The organism is Natronospirillum sp., assembly GCF_022565775.1.
In the GTDB taxonomy this organism is placed as follows: Bacteria; Pseudomonadota; Gammaproteobacteria; order Pseudomonadales; family Natronospirillaceae; genus Natronospirillum.
Window position 1 is genome coordinate 28,147 of sequence record NZ_JAIUMC010000017.1, and the last position, 18,700, is coordinate 46,846.

At 59.6% G+C, this 18,700-nt stretch carries 16 protein-coding genes; 6 read left to right on the forward strand and 10 right to left on the reverse strand.

Translation table 11 applies throughout. The features are described 5' to 3' along the window. The first annotated feature begins 10 nt into the window (after nt 1–10). From LAT62_RS05790 to LAT62_RS05800, 3 genes are read left to right on the forward strand one after another with little or no spacing between them, the layout of a single operon-like run. Nucleotides 11–415: a Na+/H+ antiporter subunit G gene (locus LAT62_RS05790; RefSeq protein WP_293380348.1), complete on the forward strand. Its 405-nt coding sequence runs from the start codon at nt 11–13 to the stop codon at nt 413–415. Continuing rightward, the gene (locus LAT62_RS05795) at nt 397–966 is read left to right on the forward strand and encodes a PH domain-containing protein (RefSeq protein WP_293380351.1); all 570 of its coding nucleotides are present in this window, start codon (nt 397–399) and stop codon (nt 964–966) included. The genes LAT62_RS05790 and LAT62_RS05795 overlap by 19 nt, the downstream gene beginning before the upstream one ends. Continuing rightward, a complete protein-coding gene (locus LAT62_RS05800; RefSeq protein ID WP_293380354.1) occupies nt 963–2,453 on the forward strand; it encodes a PH domain-containing protein in 1,491 nt (496 codons plus the stop codon). The genes LAT62_RS05795 and LAT62_RS05800 overlap by 4 nt, the downstream gene beginning before the upstream one ends. A gap of 28 nt (nt 2,454–2,481) precedes the next feature. Here the strand turns inward: LAT62_RS05800 and LAT62_RS05805 are convergent, their stop codons facing one another. Continuing rightward, nucleotides 2,482–3,978, reverse strand: coding sequence for a peptidoglycan DD-metalloendopeptidase family protein (locus LAT62_RS05805; RefSeq protein ID WP_293380357.1), 1,497 nt, complete (start codon nt 3,976–3,978; stop codon nt 2,482–2,484). Between the two features lie 105 nt (nt 3,979–4,083). Between LAT62_RS05805 and LAT62_RS05810 the strand changes: the two genes are divergently transcribed. The 3 genes from LAT62_RS05810 to LAT62_RS05820 are packed head-to-tail and all read left to right on the forward strand — an operon-like array spanning nt 4,084 to nt 10,097. Further along, nucleotides 4,084–5,283, forward strand: a complete 1,200-nt coding sequence (locus LAT62_RS05810) for an acetate/propionate family kinase (protein ID WP_293380360.1) — start codon at nt 4,084–4,086, stop codon at nt 5,281–5,283. 52 nt (nt 5,284–5,335) lie between these two features. After that, nucleotides 5,336–7,477, forward strand: coding sequence for a phosphate acetyltransferase (gene pta / locus LAT62_RS05815; RefSeq protein ID WP_293380363.1), 2,142 nt, complete (start codon nt 5,336–5,338; stop codon nt 7,475–7,477). Beyond that, entirely contained in the window at nt 7,470–10,097 is a 2,628-nt protein-coding gene (locus LAT62_RS05820) for an EAL domain-containing protein (protein WP_293380366.1), read from the forward strand. Before pta ends, LAT62_RS05820 begins: the two co-directional genes overlap by 8 nt. Here the strand turns inward: LAT62_RS05820 and LAT62_RS05825 are convergent. The 9 genes from LAT62_RS05825 to groL form a co-directional block, all read right to left on the reverse strand. Then, entirely contained in the window at nt 10,078–10,851 is a 774-nt protein-coding gene (locus tag LAT62_RS05825; RefSeq protein ID WP_293380369.1) for a class I SAM-dependent methyltransferase, read from the reverse strand. The genes LAT62_RS05820 and LAT62_RS05825 overlap by 20 nt on opposite strands. Before the next feature lie 42 nt (nt 10,852–10,893). Then, a complete protein-coding gene (locus LAT62_RS05830; RefSeq protein WP_293380372.1) occupies nt 10,894–11,145 on the reverse strand; it encodes a hypothetical protein in 252 nt (83 codons plus the stop codon). Nucleotides 11,146–11,304: 159 nt separating this feature from the next. Further along, entirely contained in the window at nt 11,305–11,964 is a 660-nt protein-coding gene (gene tsaB, locus LAT62_RS05835; protein WP_293380375.1) for a tRNA (adenosine(37)-N6)-threonylcarbamoyltransferase complex dimerization subunit type 1 TsaB, read from the reverse strand. Between the two features lie 9 nt (nt 11,965–11,973). Continuing rightward, nucleotides 11,974–12,630, reverse strand: a complete 657-nt coding sequence (adk, locus tag LAT62_RS05840) for an adenylate kinase (RefSeq protein WP_293380378.1) — start codon at nt 12,628–12,630, stop codon at nt 11,974–11,976. Nucleotides 12,631–12,768: 138 nt separating this feature from the next. Further along, complete coding sequence (locus LAT62_RS05845; protein WP_293380381.1) at nt 12,769–13,377, reverse strand: HAD-IA family hydrolase; 609 nt, start codon at nt 13,375–13,377, stop codon at nt 12,769–12,771. A gap of 8 nt (nt 13,378–13,385) precedes the next feature. Continuing rightward, on the reverse strand, nt 13,386–15,275 hold the full coding sequence (gene gspD, locus LAT62_RS05850; RefSeq protein WP_293380384.1) for a type II secretion system secretin GspD: 1,890 nt from the start codon (nt 15,273–15,275) through the stop codon (nt 13,386–13,388). A gap of 7 nt (nt 15,276–15,282) precedes the next feature. Next, nucleotides 15,283–16,281: a type II secretion system protein N gene (locus LAT62_RS05855; RefSeq protein WP_293380387.1), complete on the reverse strand. Its 999-nt coding sequence runs from the start codon at nt 16,279–16,281 to the stop codon at nt 15,283–15,285. Beyond that, entirely contained in the window at nt 16,278–17,027 is a 750-nt protein-coding gene (locus tag LAT62_RS05860; protein ID WP_293380390.1) for a hypothetical protein, read from the reverse strand. The genes LAT62_RS05855 and LAT62_RS05860 overlap by 4 nt, the downstream gene beginning before the upstream one ends. A gap of 180 nt (nt 17,028–17,207) precedes the next feature. Then, a partial coding sequence (groL, locus tag LAT62_RS05865; protein WP_293380393.1) for a chaperonin GroEL occupies nt 17,208–18,700 on the reverse strand: 1,493 nt, incomplete at its 5' end.

Below are 18,700 nucleotides of genomic sequence, written 5' to 3' on the forward strand. Positions count from 1 at the left end.
ACTGACGACCATGAACAGTGAGCTGCCCTTTCTGGTAGAGCTGATTGTCTCGGCCTTCATACTGACAGGAGCCGGTTTTGCCGTGATCGGCGCGCTGGGCCTGGCCCGCATGCCGGATTTCTACATGCGGGTGCACCTGCCCACGGCCGGCACCACGCTGGGCGTCGGTTGCACACTGATCGCGTCAGTGATCTATTTCAGCTTTTCGCTGCAGACCCTTAGCCTGCACGAGTTTCTGATTTCCATGTTTCTGTTCATCACCGCACCCGTGAGCTCGCACATGATGGCCAAGGTGGCCCTGCACACGGGTGTGCGCTACGTCAGCCATACTCAGGGTCGACCCTGGCCATCACGCACCCAGCGACCATCGCGGGACAATTCACAGATACTGACTGAATGGCCGAAACGCCCATGACCGTGCACGAGAACCCGGTGCTGCCGAGCGACCGTTTCCCGCCCTTGTCAGAGACCGACTATACGCGGGTGGCGCCCGCCTATGTCACGCAACTGCGATTGTCTCTACTGCCGATGTTGCTCTTTTCAGTGCCCTTGTGGTGGATACTCTTTCAGGGCCCCTGGTCTTTGACTTTGCCTCTCCTGACTCTTCTTGCTTTGGTGCCCCCGATGCTGCTGGTCGTATTGCTGGCGCTGATCTGGGCGCCCCGACGCTATCGGCTGACCGGCTATTGCCTGCGCCAGCATGATCTTCATCTGCGCACAGGCGCTCTCTGGCAAAGCACGACCTCCGTCACCTTCAGTCGCATTCAGCACCTCGAAGTCACACAAGGGCCTCTTGAGCGTCTGCTCGGACTGGCGAGGCTGCTGGTATACACCGCCGGCGGCAGTGGACAGGATCTGGCCATACCGGGGTTGCAGCGCGCTCATGCCGATCAGTTGCGGCTCTATGTACTGGAGCACCTGAATCAGACCCGAACCATGAGCCGTGTTGACGAGGACTCACCATGAGCGAACCCGCAGCTGCCGGGGAGACCCAGTGGCAGCGTGTGTCGCCGGTGGCCATCCTTTTCTTTGCCCTGCGCGGCATGCGCCGACTGATAAGTGAAGCGATCAGCCTGACGCCGCTGCTGGTGGTGGTCATCATCAACGAGTCTTTGCGCGAACTGGCTCTGAACTATGGCCTGGTTCTGGCAGTGGCTGCGCTGTCAGGCGGTGCTCTGCTCTGGTATCTGACTTTTCGCTATGCTGTCGAACCCGACCGGATACTGCTGCGCCAGGGCGTGTTGCGGCGACGGGCCCTGACCCTGGACTTCAAGCGCGTGCAACAGGCCGATGTTCAGGTGCCCTGGTACTATCGCCCTTTCGGTCTGGCCATGCTGTCTCTGGACAGCGCCGGCGCCAGCGGCCAGACGGTGCATATTTCCGGAATCAGACTGGACGCGGCCGAAGCCCTGCGTGAGCGGGCACTTACCCAGCGGGATCAGGCCACTGCAGACCGGCCCGACCTGGCAAAGGACAGCACTGCTGAAGCGGACTATGTAATGACATTGCCAGCCAGTGAAGTGGTGCGCTATGGCCTGATGCACAACACGCTGCTGGTCATTCTGCCGGTGCTGGCCCCCTTTTCCGAAGTACTGATCCGCCGTCTGGAAACCGTGCTGTCATGGCTGGCGCCCGACTGGATTGCCAGCGATGCGCTAAGTGGCGGTCAGCGGATCACGGCGATTCTGGCATTATTGCTGGCTGTGCTGCTGGCCCTGGTACTGGTCTCGGTCGTGCTGGGTCTGATGCGCTACTACGGCTACCGGCTGGAACGCCATGGCGAACATTTTCGCTATCGTGCCGGCCTGACCACAGTGCTGACCCGCAGTGTGCGCCTGTCGCGTGTGCAGATGGTCACCTTGCGCCTGAGCTGGGTCGGGCGGCTGCTGCAGCGGCAATCCATGCTGATCAACAAGGCCGGAGATATCGCAACCGGGCAGGACAAGGAAAGCTTCGTTGTCCCGGTGCTGGACGCAAAGCGTGCAGACGCTATGTGCAAGGAGTTCGAGCTGCCAGAAGCTCCACCGTGGCAGACGACTCATGTGGGTGTATTGTTTCCCGGCCTGATCAGTTGGCTGGTGCTGAGCAGCCTGCTGTTGGTAGTTCTGTTCATTGTGGGGGCGTCTGCGGTCGCGCTGCTCGTCCCGGCTGGCCTGATGGTGCTGGGTTCGGCTTGGTCACTGCTGGCCTGGCGTCGTTTGCGCCTGTGTCGCACGCCTGAATGGCTGGGTGTTCGCCAGGGGGTGGTAGGACGCACCACACGCTGGCTTCCGGCTGCCCGTGTTCAGTCGGTCACGTTGAAGCAACCCCTCTGGCAGCGCCGACTTGGGCGAGCCTCGCTGGAGGTAAGAGCCGCTGGTGGGCGTCTGACGCTGCCCTGGCTGACCGTCGAACTGGCCGAGCAATGGCGCGACGAACTGCTGTATCGAGCCGCTCGCGGTGACATGCTATGAACCGACTGACCTCCTGAAGTCCAGGCGCCTATTTGAACGCACCGTTTTGCAGGAAGTGAATCACCTCCGCATGTACATCACGACTGTGCATCATGAAGGTATGGCCGACAGGCATCACCCGATGATCCGTCATGGTGGTCATGCGTGTTGATTCCACAGTGACCTTGCCATCAGATTCCTGTTCGAAAATACCATCGAACCAGGGGTCACTGCTGCGATCGCCGGCAATCACACCTACCGGCAACTCGATGGGTGGCAATTGATTGGGCACACTGTCCGGGTCAGTGCTGAGCTGCAGCACGGCAGGCCCCATGAATTCTTCGAAACCGGGGATATCATCCAGCGCATCCACTATTTCGCTCCCCTGGTTGGGGGGGGCAAGCATCACAACTCGACCCTCTTCCGCGTGGCTGCTATGCCCCAGATAATAGCGCAGGATGATGCCACCCATGCTGTGCGTCACAAAGTGTATGGTGGTTTTTCCTTCCTCTCGGGCGTGCTGAACTGCACTGGCAACATAGGACGACAGGTTCTGAATGGTTTCATCACGGGACGGGTAGCCCTGGTTGCAGGTACTGAACCCCTCATTGCGCAGTGCCAGCGCCATGTCTTCCATCGACAGCGATGTACGCCCCAGACCATGCAGCAGGATAACCACCTCATCCCCGTCGCCACGAATGGTGCATACATCATCCATGGGAGGTACCCAAAGCGCTGCATCGATGCGCTGACCAGCCAGATCAAGCCGCCAGTCCAGATGCGGCCCAGTGGCCCTGCCAGTGGCCCCGACCAGACCCAGCACATCCCCCTGGCGCACCCAGTCCCCCGCTTCCACGTGACGCTCAGACAAGTGGAGCAGTGCCGAGGTCAGGCGCTGCCCATGATCGATGAACAGGGTTTCTCCCGACAGGAAAAGATCTTCAGACAAAGTAATCAGACCGTCGGCCGGAGCGCGCACCGGTGTGCCGGTCGGACTGGCAATATCGATCCCCCAGTGAGGTGTGCCCGGCTCGCCATTGTACCAACGGCGACTGCCATAGACGGCGGTAATACGCCCGTGCAGTGGCCAGGCAAAAGGCATGGTGACCCCTGTGTTGCCCGGCGTCAGTGAGTCCCGAGCAGCCAGGGTTAGCTCCGCTTCACGGGCAATGCGCGCCAGTTGCTCCTCAGAAGGTGAAACTGTAGCCGAGGGCACTCCTTCAACCCGCTGTTCGCGATAGGTTCGAGACGCGACATCAATGGTCCAGGACTCCTCTTCACCATCTGGCAGTCGGCGCACCAGTTCAAACTCGCCGGCTTCATCACGACTGAAGCCGATCAGAGTGCGCGGCTGATAGACGTCCAGTAAGCTGCCCTGCCATTCGAGCTCTGTGCCCTCGGGGGTCTCAATCCAGAGGTGGCCGCCGGATTCGAGCTTGCCGAACCAGGGCACCATTTCTCGTTCTTCATTGGCATACACACTGCTGGTCAGCAGCAGGAGTACCAGACCGGACAGTAATCGCAACAGCACTTCGCGTTTCTTCATCTACCCGACCTCAAACCGGTTCCGGGCCAAACTGGCCCCTGTTATTTTCTGTATAATTGACTAGAGTGTTGAACGCAATGATCCGATACAAGGCATGACATCCTGATGACCGCTTCAATGATTCTGGTGCTCAACAGCGGCAGTTCGTCGCTCAAGTTTTCCATTTTCAACAGTGCAGACCAGACTGAGCCGGTGTCTGGTCTGGCAGAAAACCTGGGGCAGCCAGACGCCCGGTTGACCGTGCGCTCAGCAGACGGCAAAACCAGCCGGGAATTGCCTGGCGCGGATCATCAGGTTGCTCTGGAGGCTCTGGTTGCAGCGCTCTCTGAGCGCGGATTTTCTCCGGAGCATTGGCTGGCAGCCGGCCATCGAGTTGTACATGGTGCCGAGTCATTCAGTGCCTCGGTTCGGGTCACCGAAGACATAGTGCAGCGGATTGACGACATTAGCCACCTCGCGCCACTGCATAATCCGGCCAATCTTGAGGGTATTCGCGCGCTGTCCAGACTCTTGCCAGATTTGCCTCAGGTTGCCGTCTTCGACACCGCTTTTCACCAGACTATTCCGGCTGCCGCCTACACCTACGCTCTGCCCTATCACCTTTATGAGGACCACGGCATCCGCCGATACGGGTTTCATGGCACGTCACATCGCTATGTCAGCAGCGAAGCAGTACGGCTATTGCAGCTCGAACCGGACCATCACAGGGTGATTACGGCACACTTGGGCAACGGGTGCTCGGCCTGTGCCGTAAAAAATGGGCAAAGCCTGGATACCACCATGGGCATGACACCGCTGGAAGGCCTGGTCATGGGCACTCGCAGCGGTGATGTCGACCCCAGTATCCATCTGTTTCTGCACGAACGTACTGGCATGAATCTGGCGGAGATTACCGGTTTGCTGAATCGCGAAAGCGGTTTGCTGGGCATCAGCGGTCTATCGAATGACATGCGCACACTGCTGGCGGCAGCAGAAGACGGTCATGCGCGCGCCGAGTTGGCCATCGAGGTGTTCTGTTACAGACTGGCCAGGGGCATCAGCAGCCTGCTTGTCGCCACCGGGGGCCTGGATGCACTGGTCTTTACCGGGGGCATAGGCGAGAATGCAGCCGGGGTGCGCGAGCGCACTGTCTATCATTTGGGGTGGCTGGGACTCAACCTGGATGTGACGGCAAATCTCAATCATGGCCGCTATCAGCAGGGCATCATCAGTACCACGCAGGAACCTGCAGTATTGGTCATTCCAACGCGGGAAGAATGGATGATTGCACAGGACACACAGGCACTGGTAGCCAACGCACGCTAACCTGTCAGTATCCGGACCCGACAGTCACGTAGTTTCGAACAGGAGCAGCAGAATGCAGAATGCGTTTTTCCTGGCCCCGACGGGAGCAGGCACCGGCCTGACCTCGGTGACGCTGGGCCTGATCCGCGCCATGGAGCGCCTGGGTGTGCGCGTCGCATTCTGCAAGCCAATCGCGCAGATTCACGAAGGCGATGATGGACCGGAGCGCTCGACGCTGCTGGCAGAGCAGATACTGGGCATGCAGCCGGCGCAGCCGCTGGACCTGCAGTATGCCCAGCATCAGTTGACGCTGGGTCAGAAAGACCAGCTGATGGAAGAAGTGATTCAGGTGTATCAGCAGTCGGCCAGCGACGCCGACCTGGTCATTGTCGAGGGTCTCGTCCCGACAGCCAATGAAAACTATCTGTCACGGCTCAATATCGAGATGGCCAAGGCACTGGGTGCGCCGGTGATCCTGGTATCCGCCAAAAACGAGATCCGTTCCGATGAATTGAACGAGCGTCTGCGCATGACAGCCAGTCTGTTTGGTGGCACCCGCAGCCCGCAGGTGCTGGGCTGTATCCTGAACAAGGTCGGCGCACCGCCCAGGGAGTACCAGTCTGTCCGTGCTTCGGACGGCCCTGACGAAGAAGGCCCGCGCGACATTTCCGTTGAACGCATCCGGGAAAAACTCACTGTCTTCGATGATGATTTCCTGTTACTCGGCGCCATTCGCTGGGAGCCCGCTCTGGTTGCACCACGCACCAGTGACGTGGCAGACCACATTGGAGCTGAGGTGCTCAGTGCGGGTGACCTGCAAGAGCGCCGGGTGCAGAGCATCACGCTGTGCGCCCGCACCATGCCCAATATGCTGTATACCCTGCGCCCCGGCACCCTGGTGGTAACACCGGGCGACCGGGAAGACATACTGCTCGCCGCCTGCATGGCCGCACTGAATCATGTGCCCCTCGCTGGCCTGCTGCTGACCGGCGACCTGCGACCGCACAAGGAAGTACTCGACCTGTGCCGAACCGCCATAGCCACTGGCCTGCCGGTACTGCTGACCTCTTACAACACCTACTCGACGGCCCAGTGGCTGAACAGCATGAACAATGAAGTTCCAGTAGATGACCTGCCGCGCATGGAACGGGTCATGGATGCGGTGGCCTCCGCGCTGGAAGCCGAGCAACTGGCCCGCCTCGCCAGTATCAAGGGCGAGCGGCGCCTGTCACCGCCGGCTTTTCGCCACTACCTGATTGAGCGGGCACGGCAGGCGCGCAAACGGATTGTTCTGCCCGAAGGCGACGAGCCGCGCACGGTGCAGGCTGCGGTGCAGTGTCAGACCCGCGGTATCGCGGACTGCGTGTTGATCGGGCACCCCGAAACGGTACAACGCGTGGCCGAAAGTCAGGGGCTTACGCTGCCGGAGGGTATCGAAATCATTGACCCTGATGACGTTCGTCAGCGCTACATTGCACCCATGGTGGAGTTGCGCAAGCACAAGGGCCTGAGTGAGCCGATGGCCGAAGCCCAGCTCGAGGATTCTGTGGTGCTGGCCACCATCATGCTGGCTCTGGATGAAGTGGATGGCCTGGTTTCCGGAGCTGTGCATACGACTGCCAATACAATCCGGCCGGCCCTGCAGCTGATCAAGACGCGCCCCGACGCAGCCCTGGTATCTTCCGTGTTCTTCATGCTTTTGCCCGATCAGGTGTATGTCTACGGCGATTGTGCCGTCAATCCTGTCCCCAACGCGGAGGAACTGGCCGACATCGCCATCCAGTCCGGCGATTCGGCCATCGCCTTTGGCATTGAACCGCGCATTGCCATGATCAGCTATTCAACCGGCAGCAGCGGCACTGGCGCGGACGTGGACAAGGTGCGTGAGGCCACGGAAATTGCCCGGCGCAAACGGCCAGACCTGCTGCTCGACGGCCCACTGCAGTATGATGCGGCCGCGATCGCCAGTGTGGCCAAAAGCAAGGCACCCGACAGCCCGGTAGCCGGTCGCGCCACCGTATTCATTTTTCCCGATCTCAATACCGGCAACACCACCTACAAGGCCGTGCAGCGCAGTGCCAATGTGGTGTCGATCGGCCCGATGCTGCAGGGGTTGAGAAAGCCGGTCAATGATCTGTCCCGCGGTGCCCTGGTCGAAGATATCGTATACACCATTGCCTTGACCGCAATTCAGGCGACCCAGAACGATGGCTGATTTCGAGTACCTTGCTGCCAGCCTGGCCGACCTGGCCCTTGCCCTGCTGGTGGGTACGGCACTCTTTCTGATCTGGGGACTGGTGCGCACCCGGCACCTTAAGCTGGTGCTACCCTTGATGGTACTGGGCGGGCTGCTGGTGTATGCCTATTCGGGCCATCAGTTGACCATTCGTTTCGAGCAGGCTCTCAAGCAACAGGCGGACAATGAACTGATTGACCTGGGGCAGCGATTGGATGGCGTGCTGGAAGCCAGACTCGTTGAAGCCCGAGCTCTCGCAGCCTACCTCGAATCAGAGCCTGACATAGAGCAAACCGCTTATTCAGTGTTTCTGGACAGGATGCTGACGTACCCTGGCCTCTATACCAATGTCGCAGCCGCCCGGGACATGACGATCAACCTGATTTATCCGGTGGTCGGGAACGAGCCCGCCCTGGGTCTTTATTATCCCGACGTACCCACCCAGTGGCCGATGATTCAGGTCGCCATGGCAACGGGCGAGCCAGTGCTGATCGGCCCCATTGAACTGGTTCAGGGAGGCTCCGGGTTCATCATCCATCAGGGCGTCTTCCCGGCAGACGATGAAGCCTGGGGCGTGATTGCTGCCGTGCTGCCCCTGGATGGCATTCTTGAAGCCAGCGGGATCACCGAACTGGCAAACCGCTTCGATGTCGCGATTTATGCCGAGTCCGAGCAGTCACCCGACGGCCCGGAACTTATCTGGAGCAGCACCGACTCATCTGTGGAGGCCTGGGCTGAGCATACCACCAGCATCCCCAATGGTCAGTGGACGTTGCAGGTTGCACCAACGGTGCCTGTGGTGCTGCCGGTGCATGTGCGCATAAGTGTGGCTCTGGTCATGGCCGCACTTCTGGCCGTCTCGATCGTGATTACGTTGCTGCTGGTGCGCACCCGACAACAGTCCAGTGAAGCTCAAAGGAGACTTCGCACCACCGCATTCATGCTGGATGAGGCGCAACGTCTGGGCCGCATGGGCAGTTGGAGCTACCGCCCCGGCAACCAGTATTGCACCTTGTCACCCTACCTGCAGAAGCTGCTGCGACAGCCCGGACAAATGCCGATGGCGCAGTGGGAGAAACTGATTACCGAAAAAGACAGCCAGAGTGTGCGCGAGCAAATGGACAGGTTGATTCAGGGTGATAGCCAGCAGATGACACTGGAACACAGCCTGCTCACCCGGCAGGGTGAGCTGACCGTGTTGCACACGGCAGAACGCAGCCAGTCACGGGATGGCGACGAGGCCGAACTGATCATTGGCAACCTTCTGGACATTACCGAAAAGAAGGCCACTGAAGAGAAGCTGCAGCATCTGGCCTATTATGACGCCCTGACGCATATCCCCAACCGGTTCTATTTCAAACAGAAACTGGAGCAACTGCTGGCAGAACACCAGCAGACGGGACAGCGCCTGGCCATACTGCACATCGACCTGGATCACTTCAAGGACATCAACGACTCACTGGGTCATCAGGTGGGTGACGAAGTGCTGCGCATTGTCAGTCAGCGCATCGGCAGTGCCCTGAAGCCGGAGGACACACTGGCACGCACGGGCGGTGACGAGTTTATCGCGGTGCTGCCGAATCTGCCCCCGGGAGATGATGCCGGCCATGTCGCGGCACGGGTCATCCACAAACTGTCTTCGCCCATGTCGGCTCTGTCCCATGACATCTTCATGGGTATCAGCGTGGGTATCGCGATTTACCCGGACCATGCCCGGCACTATGAGGCCATGTACCAGTGCGCTGACCTGGCACTGTATCGGGCCAAATCCAGAGGGCGCGGCACTTATCAGGTCTATGCCGAACACCTGGCCGAGGATTTCAACCGGCGAACGCAACTGGAATCAGCACTGCGCCAGGCCATTGATACGGATGAGCTGTCACTGGCTTACCAGCCCAAAATAGAAGTGAAAACCGGGCGGATCACCGGCATAGAAGCCCTGCTGCGCTGGAAAAGCAAGCGCTATGGCCAAGTCGCTCCGGACGAGTTCATTCCGATCGCGGAAGAGTCCGGGCAGATTGTCGCACTGGGGCACTGGGTGCTGAACCGTGCCTTGCGCGATTTTCGGGACCATCAGTCGTCACTGCCGCCAGAGATCACTCTGTCGATCAATCTTTCTCCGCGCCAGATCATGGCCAACAAACTGAACGAATTCATTCTGCAGGCCCTGGCGCGCTACAACCTGCCCGGAGAGCGACTGGATCTCGAGATCACGGAAACCTTCATCGTGCAGGACTATGCCGACTGCGAACGGTTCATGCGGGAACTGAACCAGCACGGCGTCAGCTTTTCACTCGATGACTTCGGAACGGGCTACTCCAACCTGGCCAGCCTGGCGCAGTTGCCACTGGCTGCGCTGAAAATTGACAAGTCGTTTGTTCGCGGCCTGGGCACCGAAGCGGATTATGAAGCCATTGTGGAAGCCATTCTGCAGTTGGGTCACAACCTGAACCTGCAAGTCGTCGCCGAAGGGGTTGAAACGTCGGAACAGCAAGCCTGGCTCGAGTGCATGGGGTGCGATCAGGTACAGGGCTTCCTGCACGCCCGGCCTCAGCCCCTGCCGGACCTGCTGAAGGCATTCAAACTGGCAGGCGTTTGAGCGTATAGACGTCAAAGCGGTTGCTTTTGCCGGTCAGGCGATGGGATGGCGACTGCCCGGCCAGCGGTGGCGCTGTTCTGGGGCGTTTCACGACCACTCTGTGGCGGGCCTGATTCAGTGCCCAGTCGAGCAATCCTGCTGCCTGATCAGGACCACTCTGCTGTTCTGCCATCAATGCATGCATGATCTGCATGTCTGCCTTGACCGAGGCACTTTTTTCTCGCGGTGGAAACATCGGGTCCAGATAGATGACATCGGGTGCAGGCTCCGGCTGCAGGGTCAGGGCATCGACCTGTCTAATCTGCATGCGTTGCAAAATCTGACTTATTGCGTCGTCCTCGCCCGCAGCCTCTGCAGCACGCTGCAAGCCATCCTGCAGCAGTGCCTGCAGAACGGGGTGGCGCTCGACCAGCAAGACAGAAGCCCCCAGAGACGCCAGCACAAAGGCATCACGTCCCAGACCGGCCGTGGCATCAAGAATGGTCAGGTTGGTTGTTTCATGAAGACCACAGGCCCTGGCGAGATCCTGCTGTCGTCCGCCACCGAAACGGCGTCGGTGATCCAGCTTTCCGGAGACGAAATCGATTCTCAGAGGCTTCATTTTGGGCTGGCTCAGCAGCCTGACGGCCAGACCTTCGTCGCGCACCAGTTGCAGACTGTCCTCTGCCCAGGGCTGGCTGCGCACCGGAAGATCAGGTAACGCAAGCGTGTGGACTTCAGCATAGGCGTGCGCTTCGGGGTGTATGCTCAGCATGGATAAAGCTTGAAAGGTAAACACGGCACCGCTTTGGCGGGGTCAGACAATTGCATTGAACCCGGAGCCGGCGCCTGCCAGCGATTGAGCGGAAAAGGCTTCATACTGCGACATGGCCTGCATTTCCACCGGGCCACTGCGATTGACCGGACGCGGCAGTTCTGGTGTCTGCTCTGGTTCACGCACACGGTTCGAGGCTTCCTGAACCGGAGGCACAGGCTGCACCGGCGCAGACACATTGCCACGCATCTTCATGCCGGGATTGATGAGCGAGTTGATCAGACCGTTTGACACGTCCAGACCCTACCTGTTCTTGCGGACGCCACCGGGCACCGCTTCTTCCGCTGCCACTTTCTGGCGGCAACGTCTGTGCAACCTGTATCGGCTGCTCAGTGAATAATATAAATCAATTTTCTCCGCTGCGCCATAACGGCTCTGCAGCGGCGTCCTGGTTCAGGTAACCCGATCACGCAGATAAACCGGCTGCAGCTCGATCGGAGTCACCCAGGCACCTGGATTCTGTTGCAAGAGCCGGTTCGCCCATGACGCCACATGGCGCGCCGCCGGAAGATCATCAGAAACACTGCTGCCCCAATGATTCAGCGGTGCCAGGGCCCAGCCAGCGCCGATCCGTCCACAATCGTTTTCAGACCATACCGTCAGCGCATCAGGTGCCAGCAGCGCCTCTTCGGTGACCCGTTCCAGCCCGGCGTCTGTGACCCGATAGCCGGCGGTATATAGTTCACCCATGCGGGCATCCATGGCCACTTGCCAACGCCCCGGGCCAGGCAACAACTGTCGCCCCTGCCAGGCCAGAACATCCAGCGTGGAGAGCGACAGTACAGGCAGTTCGGCGGCATACGCCAGCCCCTGTGCGACGCTGACGCCGACCCGGACACCGGTAAAGCTGCCCGGGCCTCGGGTACATGCAATGCCGTCAAGCTGAGTCAGAGCCCAGCCTGCCTGCGCCAGCAGTGACTCGACCATGGGCAACAGGCGCTGCGTGTGGCCGCGCGGCTCGATGACGCGCTCCTCGGCGACAAGCTCCCCTGACGCCCACAGGGCGGCAGAACAGGCTTCGGTGGTGGTGTCCAGAGCCAGCAGGCGCGTCATTGAACCGTATTAACCCTCTAGCGCAGACAGTATCTGGCGAGCGATGTCATCAACAGTGCCCTTGCCGACGATGTGGTGATAGCTGGGTGCCGCAGCAGCATCTTTGGCCGCCCAGCTCCGGTAGTACTCGACCAGCGGTGCAGTCTGATCATGATAGACCTGCAGACGCTTGCGCACGGTGTCTTCCTGATCGTCGGTGCGCTGGATCAGCGGCTCACCGGTTGCGTCATCCTTGCCCGGCTCCCGGGGCGGATTGAAATCCACATGATAGACGCGGCCCGAGCCCTCGTGAATGCGTCGTCCACTCAACCGCTGCACGATTTCCTCATCAGCCACATCAATGTCGACCACATTGTCTATCGTCACGCCGCTCTCGCGGAGTGCGTCTGCCTGCGGGATGGTGCGCGGAAAACCGTCGAGCAGAAACCCGTTGGCGCAATCCTTCTGTGCAATACGCTCCTTGACCAGCGCAATGATGATGTCGTCGGATACCAGAGCGCCTGACGCCATGATTTCCTTGACCTTCAGGCCCAGTTCGCTCTCTGCCGCTACTGCGGCACGCAGCATGTCTCCGGTGGAGATCTGGGGGATCGAGAAATGTTCGCAGATGGCCTGCGCCTGAGTTCCCTTCCCCGCACCCGGGGCTCCCAAGAGTATGACGCGCATAATGATTGACTCCTGAATATGATTCCTGTCTGCTGCGGATCGGCCGGCCAACCTGATCTCTTTTGTTTTTCTGGCCGGTCAAAGGCGGGTAAAGATAACCGCATCATCGACGAGAGACAAGTCGATGGCCGTCATACTTCAGTCTGAAAGCGCGGTATTATCAGGTGGCACAGGAATTGGCTGCCGCACATCCCAGGCCTGCATACCCGCAGCCCGAATGGCCTGCAGGCCTATGTCCGTGTCTTCAAAGGCGGCACATTGTGCCGGCTCTGCGCCGATTGCCAGGGCAGCCTTGAGAAACACATCCGGCGCCGGTTTGTGAGCACTGACATCCTCCGCCGTCATCACCACCGAAAACCAGCGGTCCGCACCAATGGTGCGCAGGGTTATCTCGGCATTGGTTCTGGATGCACCGGTCGCTACTGCCATCGGGCGACCCTGATGATGCCACCAGCGCGCTATGTCCAGAATGGGTTGCAGGGGCAGTACATGATCCAGTTTGCCCAGAATGGCCTGCTCCTTGACCCCGGCAATGGTCTCGATAGGCAGATCCAGTTGCTGCTCGCGACACAGTATCTCCAGCGTCTGGCGCGTCGGAACGCCCCCCAGTTGCTGGAATCGCTCCGCCGTGAAGCTGAACCCGAATTCTCTAGCCGCTACCTGCCATGCCTCGAAATGGGCCGGCATGGAGTCGGCCAGGGTGCCATCCATATCGAAAATCAGCGCATCCGCCGTGTTCCAGTGCATAGGGCTGCTCATTCGTCTTCGATGGTCTGGATGCCACGATACAGCTCATCAAAGCTCGGTGGAGAGATGACCGCATCCATTTCCGGGCCTTCCGGACCAAAGCGCAGATCCCAGATACCCAAATAGCGCTCCCGGGCCTGATCAGTGGTGCGCTCACGGGCGATACTGGGCCGGATAACCACCAGCAGGTTTACCTTTTCATGCTCTGACGAGGTGCTGCGAAAAAGTCCACCGATGATCGGCAGATCACCCAGCAAGGGTACCTTGCGTTCGGTGTCGATAACGCGGTCCTTGACCATGCCGCCCAGTATGATGGTTTCACCATTGCCGACCAGAACATTGGTATCAATTTCACGCTTTGAGGTTCTTGATTCCAGGCTGGCAGCACCAATCAACTCTTCGGTTTTCTGATTGATGGCGAGGCGGATGACGTCATTTTGCTGGATATTGGGGCGCACGGTGATTTCCGTCGCCACGTCTTCCCGGGTAATGGTGAACGGGTTGTCATCCGAGGGGTCGGCGCGCCGGAACGGCACCGTCTCCCCGACGACAAGTCGGGCCTCGGAATTATCCATGGTCATGACATAGGGCGTCGACAGAAGGTTGGTATTGGATTGAGTCTCCAGGGCCTGAATGATGGCCGCGAAAGAAACATCGCCCTCGGTGCCACCCACTCCAGCGAAAAGCCCGCCCTCACCAATTTGACTGATGGGCAGGCCGCCACTCAATATCGACTGCGCGGTGCTTTCGCGCACATTGGCGCCCAGCAGCGCCGGGGCGGTACCATCGCCCTGATGCAACAACCCAGCCTGAATACCAAACTGTTCACTCAGGCTGCCACTGACTTCGACAATAGCGGCTTCTATCAGCACCTGGGCACGCGGAATATCAAGCTGGTCGATGATGCGCTTGATTTCGGACATGTCGTCCGGCTCGGCGCGCACAATCAGAGCGTTGAGCTCTTCATCCGCAAGAATGGACAACTCGGTGCGGCGCTGGCCTTCCCCGTTGGCACCGTTGGAGGATTCACTGCCGAGACCGCGCAGCAATTCTGCCATGCGCATGGCATCGCCATTGTCCAGAAAGATGACTTCCGTATTGCCGCGAGCGGCCTGTGACTCGACATCCAGTTCACGCACCAGCTCTTCGACAAAATCCAGCACTTCCGGACTGCCGCGGGCGATCAACCGATTGGAGCGCTCATCCGCCACCAGGCGCAAGCTGCCCTGGATGGCGTCTTCGCCGCCGCTGCGACTGGCCAGTTCATTCGGTATCAGGGCCTGCAGCAGTTCCAGCACATCGCCCACCCAAGCGCTTTCGAGCGGCAGCATGCGGATGTCGGATTCAGTAGCGACATCCAACCGGTTGAGAATCTGTTCGATGCGGGCGATATTCTCCGCGTGATCCACCATCAGAATGGCGTTGGCTGACGGGATGCCCGACATGTGGCCATAACTGGCCCCCACCGGGCGCAAAATCGGGATCAGTTCCATGGCCGACAGGTTGTCCAGCGTAATCACCCGGGTCACAAAGTCCCGGCTGAGCGGCAGCTCGCCTTCAATCACCGGGCCGGTAATCTGCTTGGCGTCATTGACTGGAATCACATGAACTTCGTTGCCCCGCTCGGCTACGGTAAAGCCCTGCATCTGCAGGACCGCGAGAAACACCTCATAGACTTGCTCTTCAGTGAGCTCTTCATCGGAAATGACGGTCACCTGACCCCGTACCCGCGGATCCAGCACGAAAGTCTTGCCGGTGATGTCGGCGACCTGATTGATGAACTGCTTGAGGTCTGCTTCCTGATGATTGATACGGAATGTTTCTGCGAGTAGCGCCCCCGACAACAGACAAAGGCAGAGCGCGACCATCACTGGCCGAAGTATTGACTTGATGTCCATAAGTTCCTCAGAAACTCGGTAAACTCTGATAGAAGCGGTAGGTTGACCCAGAGCGCTCCAGCGTAATCTTGACCTGATCCGACCCCAGCACTGAGTCCACCAGTTGCTGATCGCGATCGATATTGCCAACCGGTTGATCATTGATTTCGGTAATCCGGTCGCCCGGGCGCAGGCCATTGGCGATCAGAATGCCGGCGCGTGAGGTCACCCGATAACCGCCATCGGTAGGCTCCAGCCCATACTGGCGCATCAGACCCTGCGGGTCGGATTGAGCACGGGCCTGCAACTCGTTCATGGCCTGCCGCAGGTCTTCCTCGAGTCGCTGCTGTGCACTGCTGGCCTGCTGGCCGGAGTCTCTGCTGGCAGAGGCGCCGCCAGGGCTGCTGGTTCGGCTGTCGTTGCTGCTGCGATTTCGGTCAGGTGCCGATGAGGAACGAGCGGAAGACTGGGATTGTTGTGTCTGGCGCTGGGCGGTCTGAGGTGCCGACTCCCCATTGGCGCCGGCAGGCAGGTTCTTGTCGAAACTGAGAGTTTCCAGCTCACCCCCTCTGTTCAGCACAACCCGGTTGCCATGCACTTCGATCAACTCGGCCTGATCAAACAGGGTGTCACCCACGCGGAAGTATTCGGAGGTTCTGCCTTCGCGAGCAATCAGAGCCGACCCCTGAGCCGGGTCCTGCCGGGCAACAACACCGCGCAGTACCAATTGCAGTCGGGTCTCCGGCATTTCCACTACCTGTACGGGCTCCGGCTCGGGGTCGTCGGCATTGTCTTCAAGTCGGCCGAACCAGTAGCTGGCCGCAATCTGCTCGGCCTGTTCGCGCGCCGGAACGCCATTGTCCGACATCGGCTGTGGGCTGGCACTCCAGTCCACTCGAGCGACGACCTGTGGCTGCGGCTCCAGAAGCAACCAGATGCCACGCGCCAGCAGAGACCCCGCCCAGATCGCCAGCACGATCAGCAGCAGCCCCAGTAATCTGCCCGACAAGCGACCCAGTCCAGTCATAGCAACCACTCACGTACGTTGGTCTGTCCTTCCATGATGACTTCCTGGCCTCCCGGCATTTCCACCTGCAATACATCGCGCAGGTGCGTATAGATGCGATACATCAATTCCGAGTTACTGTCCAGCTCAGCCAGCAGTATGGGCATGTCGTTATCGACATCCCGAATCAGCGCACGTGTCAGCCCCTCGGCATCCGTGTTGATGGCCCCCTCAATGGGCGGCAGGCTGACCGACCGGCGCTGACCGTCGATCCAGTTGAACGCGGCATGGCCGTTCTGCCAGTCCAGTCTCCCGTCGCCACTCACCTGACCATGGCCCGGACGCCACTGCAGGTCGAGGTTGTCGACCAGCAGGCGGCCCTCCAGTTCGGTATCCACCTGGCTCAACCAGGGGTTGGCGCGTGCCATATCAGCATAACCTTCAAGCCCGGTCACCCGATAGCTGCCCGGGCGGTAATCCAGCCGGCCCTGCAGGTCCATGCCATTGCTGTTGACCGAAATCGCATAACCGACATGTGCAGAGCCCAGTGTCTTGGGATCAATTTGCCAATGCAATCGCCATTCTTCACCGGCCAGCGATATATCGCCGCTACCCTGCCAGAGGTTACCCGACAGGTTTCGCGGTTCAACCGGCAAACCCAACTGACTGCCTCCATGGTGCCACAGCAGGCGCACGGGCACTGTCAGGACAAGCGTGACAATAAAAGCCAGCAGAAAAAAAACAAAAAGTATACGGGTTTTGGTCATTATGCTCAGACACAGTCGTACAGCCAATAGGCAAGTGTACTTGAGGCAGCGGTATGGCATCAATGACGCGGGGGTAAAGCTGAACAAATCCGATACTGACAAAAAAGCCCGCTCGAGGCGGGCTTTTGTGGACAGGCAGACGACTGCGGTGCAGCTGTCCGCCTTGGGCAGGGTCGAACGCTACATCATACCGCCCATGCCACCCATGCCGCCCATGCCACCCATATCAGGGGCACCGCCGGAGTCCTTGTCGTCCGGCTTGTCGGCGATCATGGCTTCGGTGGTGATCATCAGGCCAGCGACGGAAGCGGCTGCCTGCAGCGCGCTGCGCGTGACCTTGGCCGGATCGATGATACCGAACTCGTTCATGTCACCGTATTCGCCGGTGGCTGCGTTATAGCCGAAGTTGCCACTGCCGTTCTTCACTTCGTTCAGTACGACAGAGGCATCGCCACCGGCGTTGGTCACGATCTGGCGCAGCGGCGCCTCCATGGCCCGCAGCAGGATCTTGATACCCAGAGTCTGCTCTTCGTTCTCGCCTTCCAGCGCTCCCAGAGCGGACAGTGCGCGCACCAGAGCCACACCACCACCAGGCACAACACCTTCTTCAACGGCGGCACGAGTTGCGTGCAGAGCGTCGTCAACGCGCGCTTTCTTCTCTTTCATGGCCATTTCAGTCGCGGCGCCAACCTTGATCACGGCTACACCGCCAGCCAGCTTGGCCATCCGCTCCTGCAGTTTCTCTTTGTCATAGTCAGAGGTAGAGTTTTCAATCTCTGCCTTGATCTGCTCGACGCGAGCCTGGATGTCAGCCTGTTCACCAGCGCCGTTGACCAAAGTGGTGTTCTCTTTGGAAGACACAACTCGCTTGGCCGTACCCAGATGCTCCAGAGTGGCGCTTTCCAGGTCGAGACCGACTTCTTCGGAGATAACAGTACCACCAGTCAGGATAGCGATATCCTGCATCATGGCCTTGCGGCGATCACCGAAACCGGGCGCCTTGGCAGCGCTGACCTTGACGGTACCGCGCATGTTGTTGACCACCAGAGTGGCCAGCGCTTCGCCTTCGATGTCTTCCGCAATGATGAACAGCGGACGACCGGCCTTGGCTACCTGCTCCAGCACGGGAATCAGGTCACGGATAGCGGACAGTTTCTTGTCGACCAGCAGAATGAAGGGCTCTTCCTGCTCGGCGGTCATGGTTTCCTGATTGGTCACGAAGTAGGGTGACAGGTAACCACGATCGAACTGCATGCCTTCAACGACTTCCAGTTCGTCTTCAAAGCTGGTGCCTTCTTCAACGGTAATCACGCCGTCATTGCCGACCCGGTCCATCGCATCGGCGATCAGATTGCCGATGGTCTTGTCGGAGTTGGCGGAAATGGTGCCCACCTGGGCGATGGCCTTGGCGTCTGTGCAGGGCACGGAGATCTTGGCGAGTTCATCAACCATGGCCTTGGCGGCCTGATCAATACCACGCTTCAGGTCCATCGGGTTCATGCCTGCCGCAACAGACTTGAGCCCTTCATTAACCAGAGTCTGCGCCATAACGGTCGCCGTCGTGGTGCCGTCACCGGCTTCGTCGTTGGCCTTGGAAGCAACTTCTTTGACCATTTGCGCGCCCATGTTCTCGAACTTGTCTTCCAGTTCGATTTCCTTGGCCACGCTGACGC

Bases quoted from the DNA above. Each gene is read 5' to 3' on its own strand.
- LAT62_RS05790 (WP_293380348.1), top strand. From the start codon at position 11: ATGAACAGTGAGCTGCCCTTTCTGGTAGAGCTGATTGTCTCGGCCTTC.
- LAT62_RS05795 (WP_293380351.1), top strand. From the start codon at position 397: ATGGCCGAAACGCCCATGACCGTGCACGAGAACCCGGTGCTGCCGAGC.
- LAT62_RS05800 (WP_293380354.1), top strand. From the start codon at position 963: ATGAGCGAACCCGCAGCTGCCGGGGAGACCCAGTGGCAGCGTGTGTCG.
- LAT62_RS05805 (WP_293380357.1), bottom strand. From the start codon at position 3,978: ATGAAGAAACGCGAAGTGCTGTTGCGATTACTGTCCGGTCTGGTACTC.
- LAT62_RS05810 (WP_293380360.1), top strand. From the start codon at position 4,084: ATGACCGCTTCAATGATTCTGGTGCTCAACAGCGGCAGTTCGTCGCTC.
- pta (WP_293380363.1), top strand. From the start codon at position 5,336: ATGCAGAATGCGTTTTTCCTGGCCCCGACGGGAGCAGGCACCGGCCTG.
- LAT62_RS05820 (WP_293380366.1), top strand. From the start codon at position 7,470: ATGGCTGATTTCGAGTACCTTGCTGCCAGCCTGGCCGACCTGGCCCTT.
- LAT62_RS05825 (WP_293380369.1), bottom strand. From the start codon at position 10,851: ATGCTGAGCATACACCCCGAAGCGCACGCCTATGCTGAAGTCCACACG.
- tsaB (WP_293380375.1), bottom strand. From the start codon at position 11,964: ATGACGCGCCTGCTGGCTCTGGACACCACCACCGAAGCCTGTTCTGCC.
- adk (WP_293380378.1), bottom strand. From the start codon at position 12,630: ATGCGCGTCATACTCTTGGGAGCCCCGGGTGCGGGGAAGGGAACTCAG.
- LAT62_RS05845 (WP_293380381.1), bottom strand. From the start codon at position 13,377: ATGCACTGGAACACGGCGGATGCGCTGATTTTCGATATGGATGGCACC.
- gspD (WP_293380384.1), bottom strand. From the start codon at position 15,275: ATGGACATCAAGTCAATACTTCGGCCAGTGATGGTCGCGCTCTGCCTT.
- LAT62_RS05855 (WP_293380387.1), bottom strand. From the start codon at position 16,281: ATGACTGGACTGGGTCGCTTGTCGGGCAGATTACTGGGGCTGCTGCTG.
- LAT62_RS05860 (WP_293380390.1), bottom strand. From the start codon at position 17,027: ATGACCAAAACCCGTATACTTTTTGTTTTTTTTCTGCTGGCTTTTATT.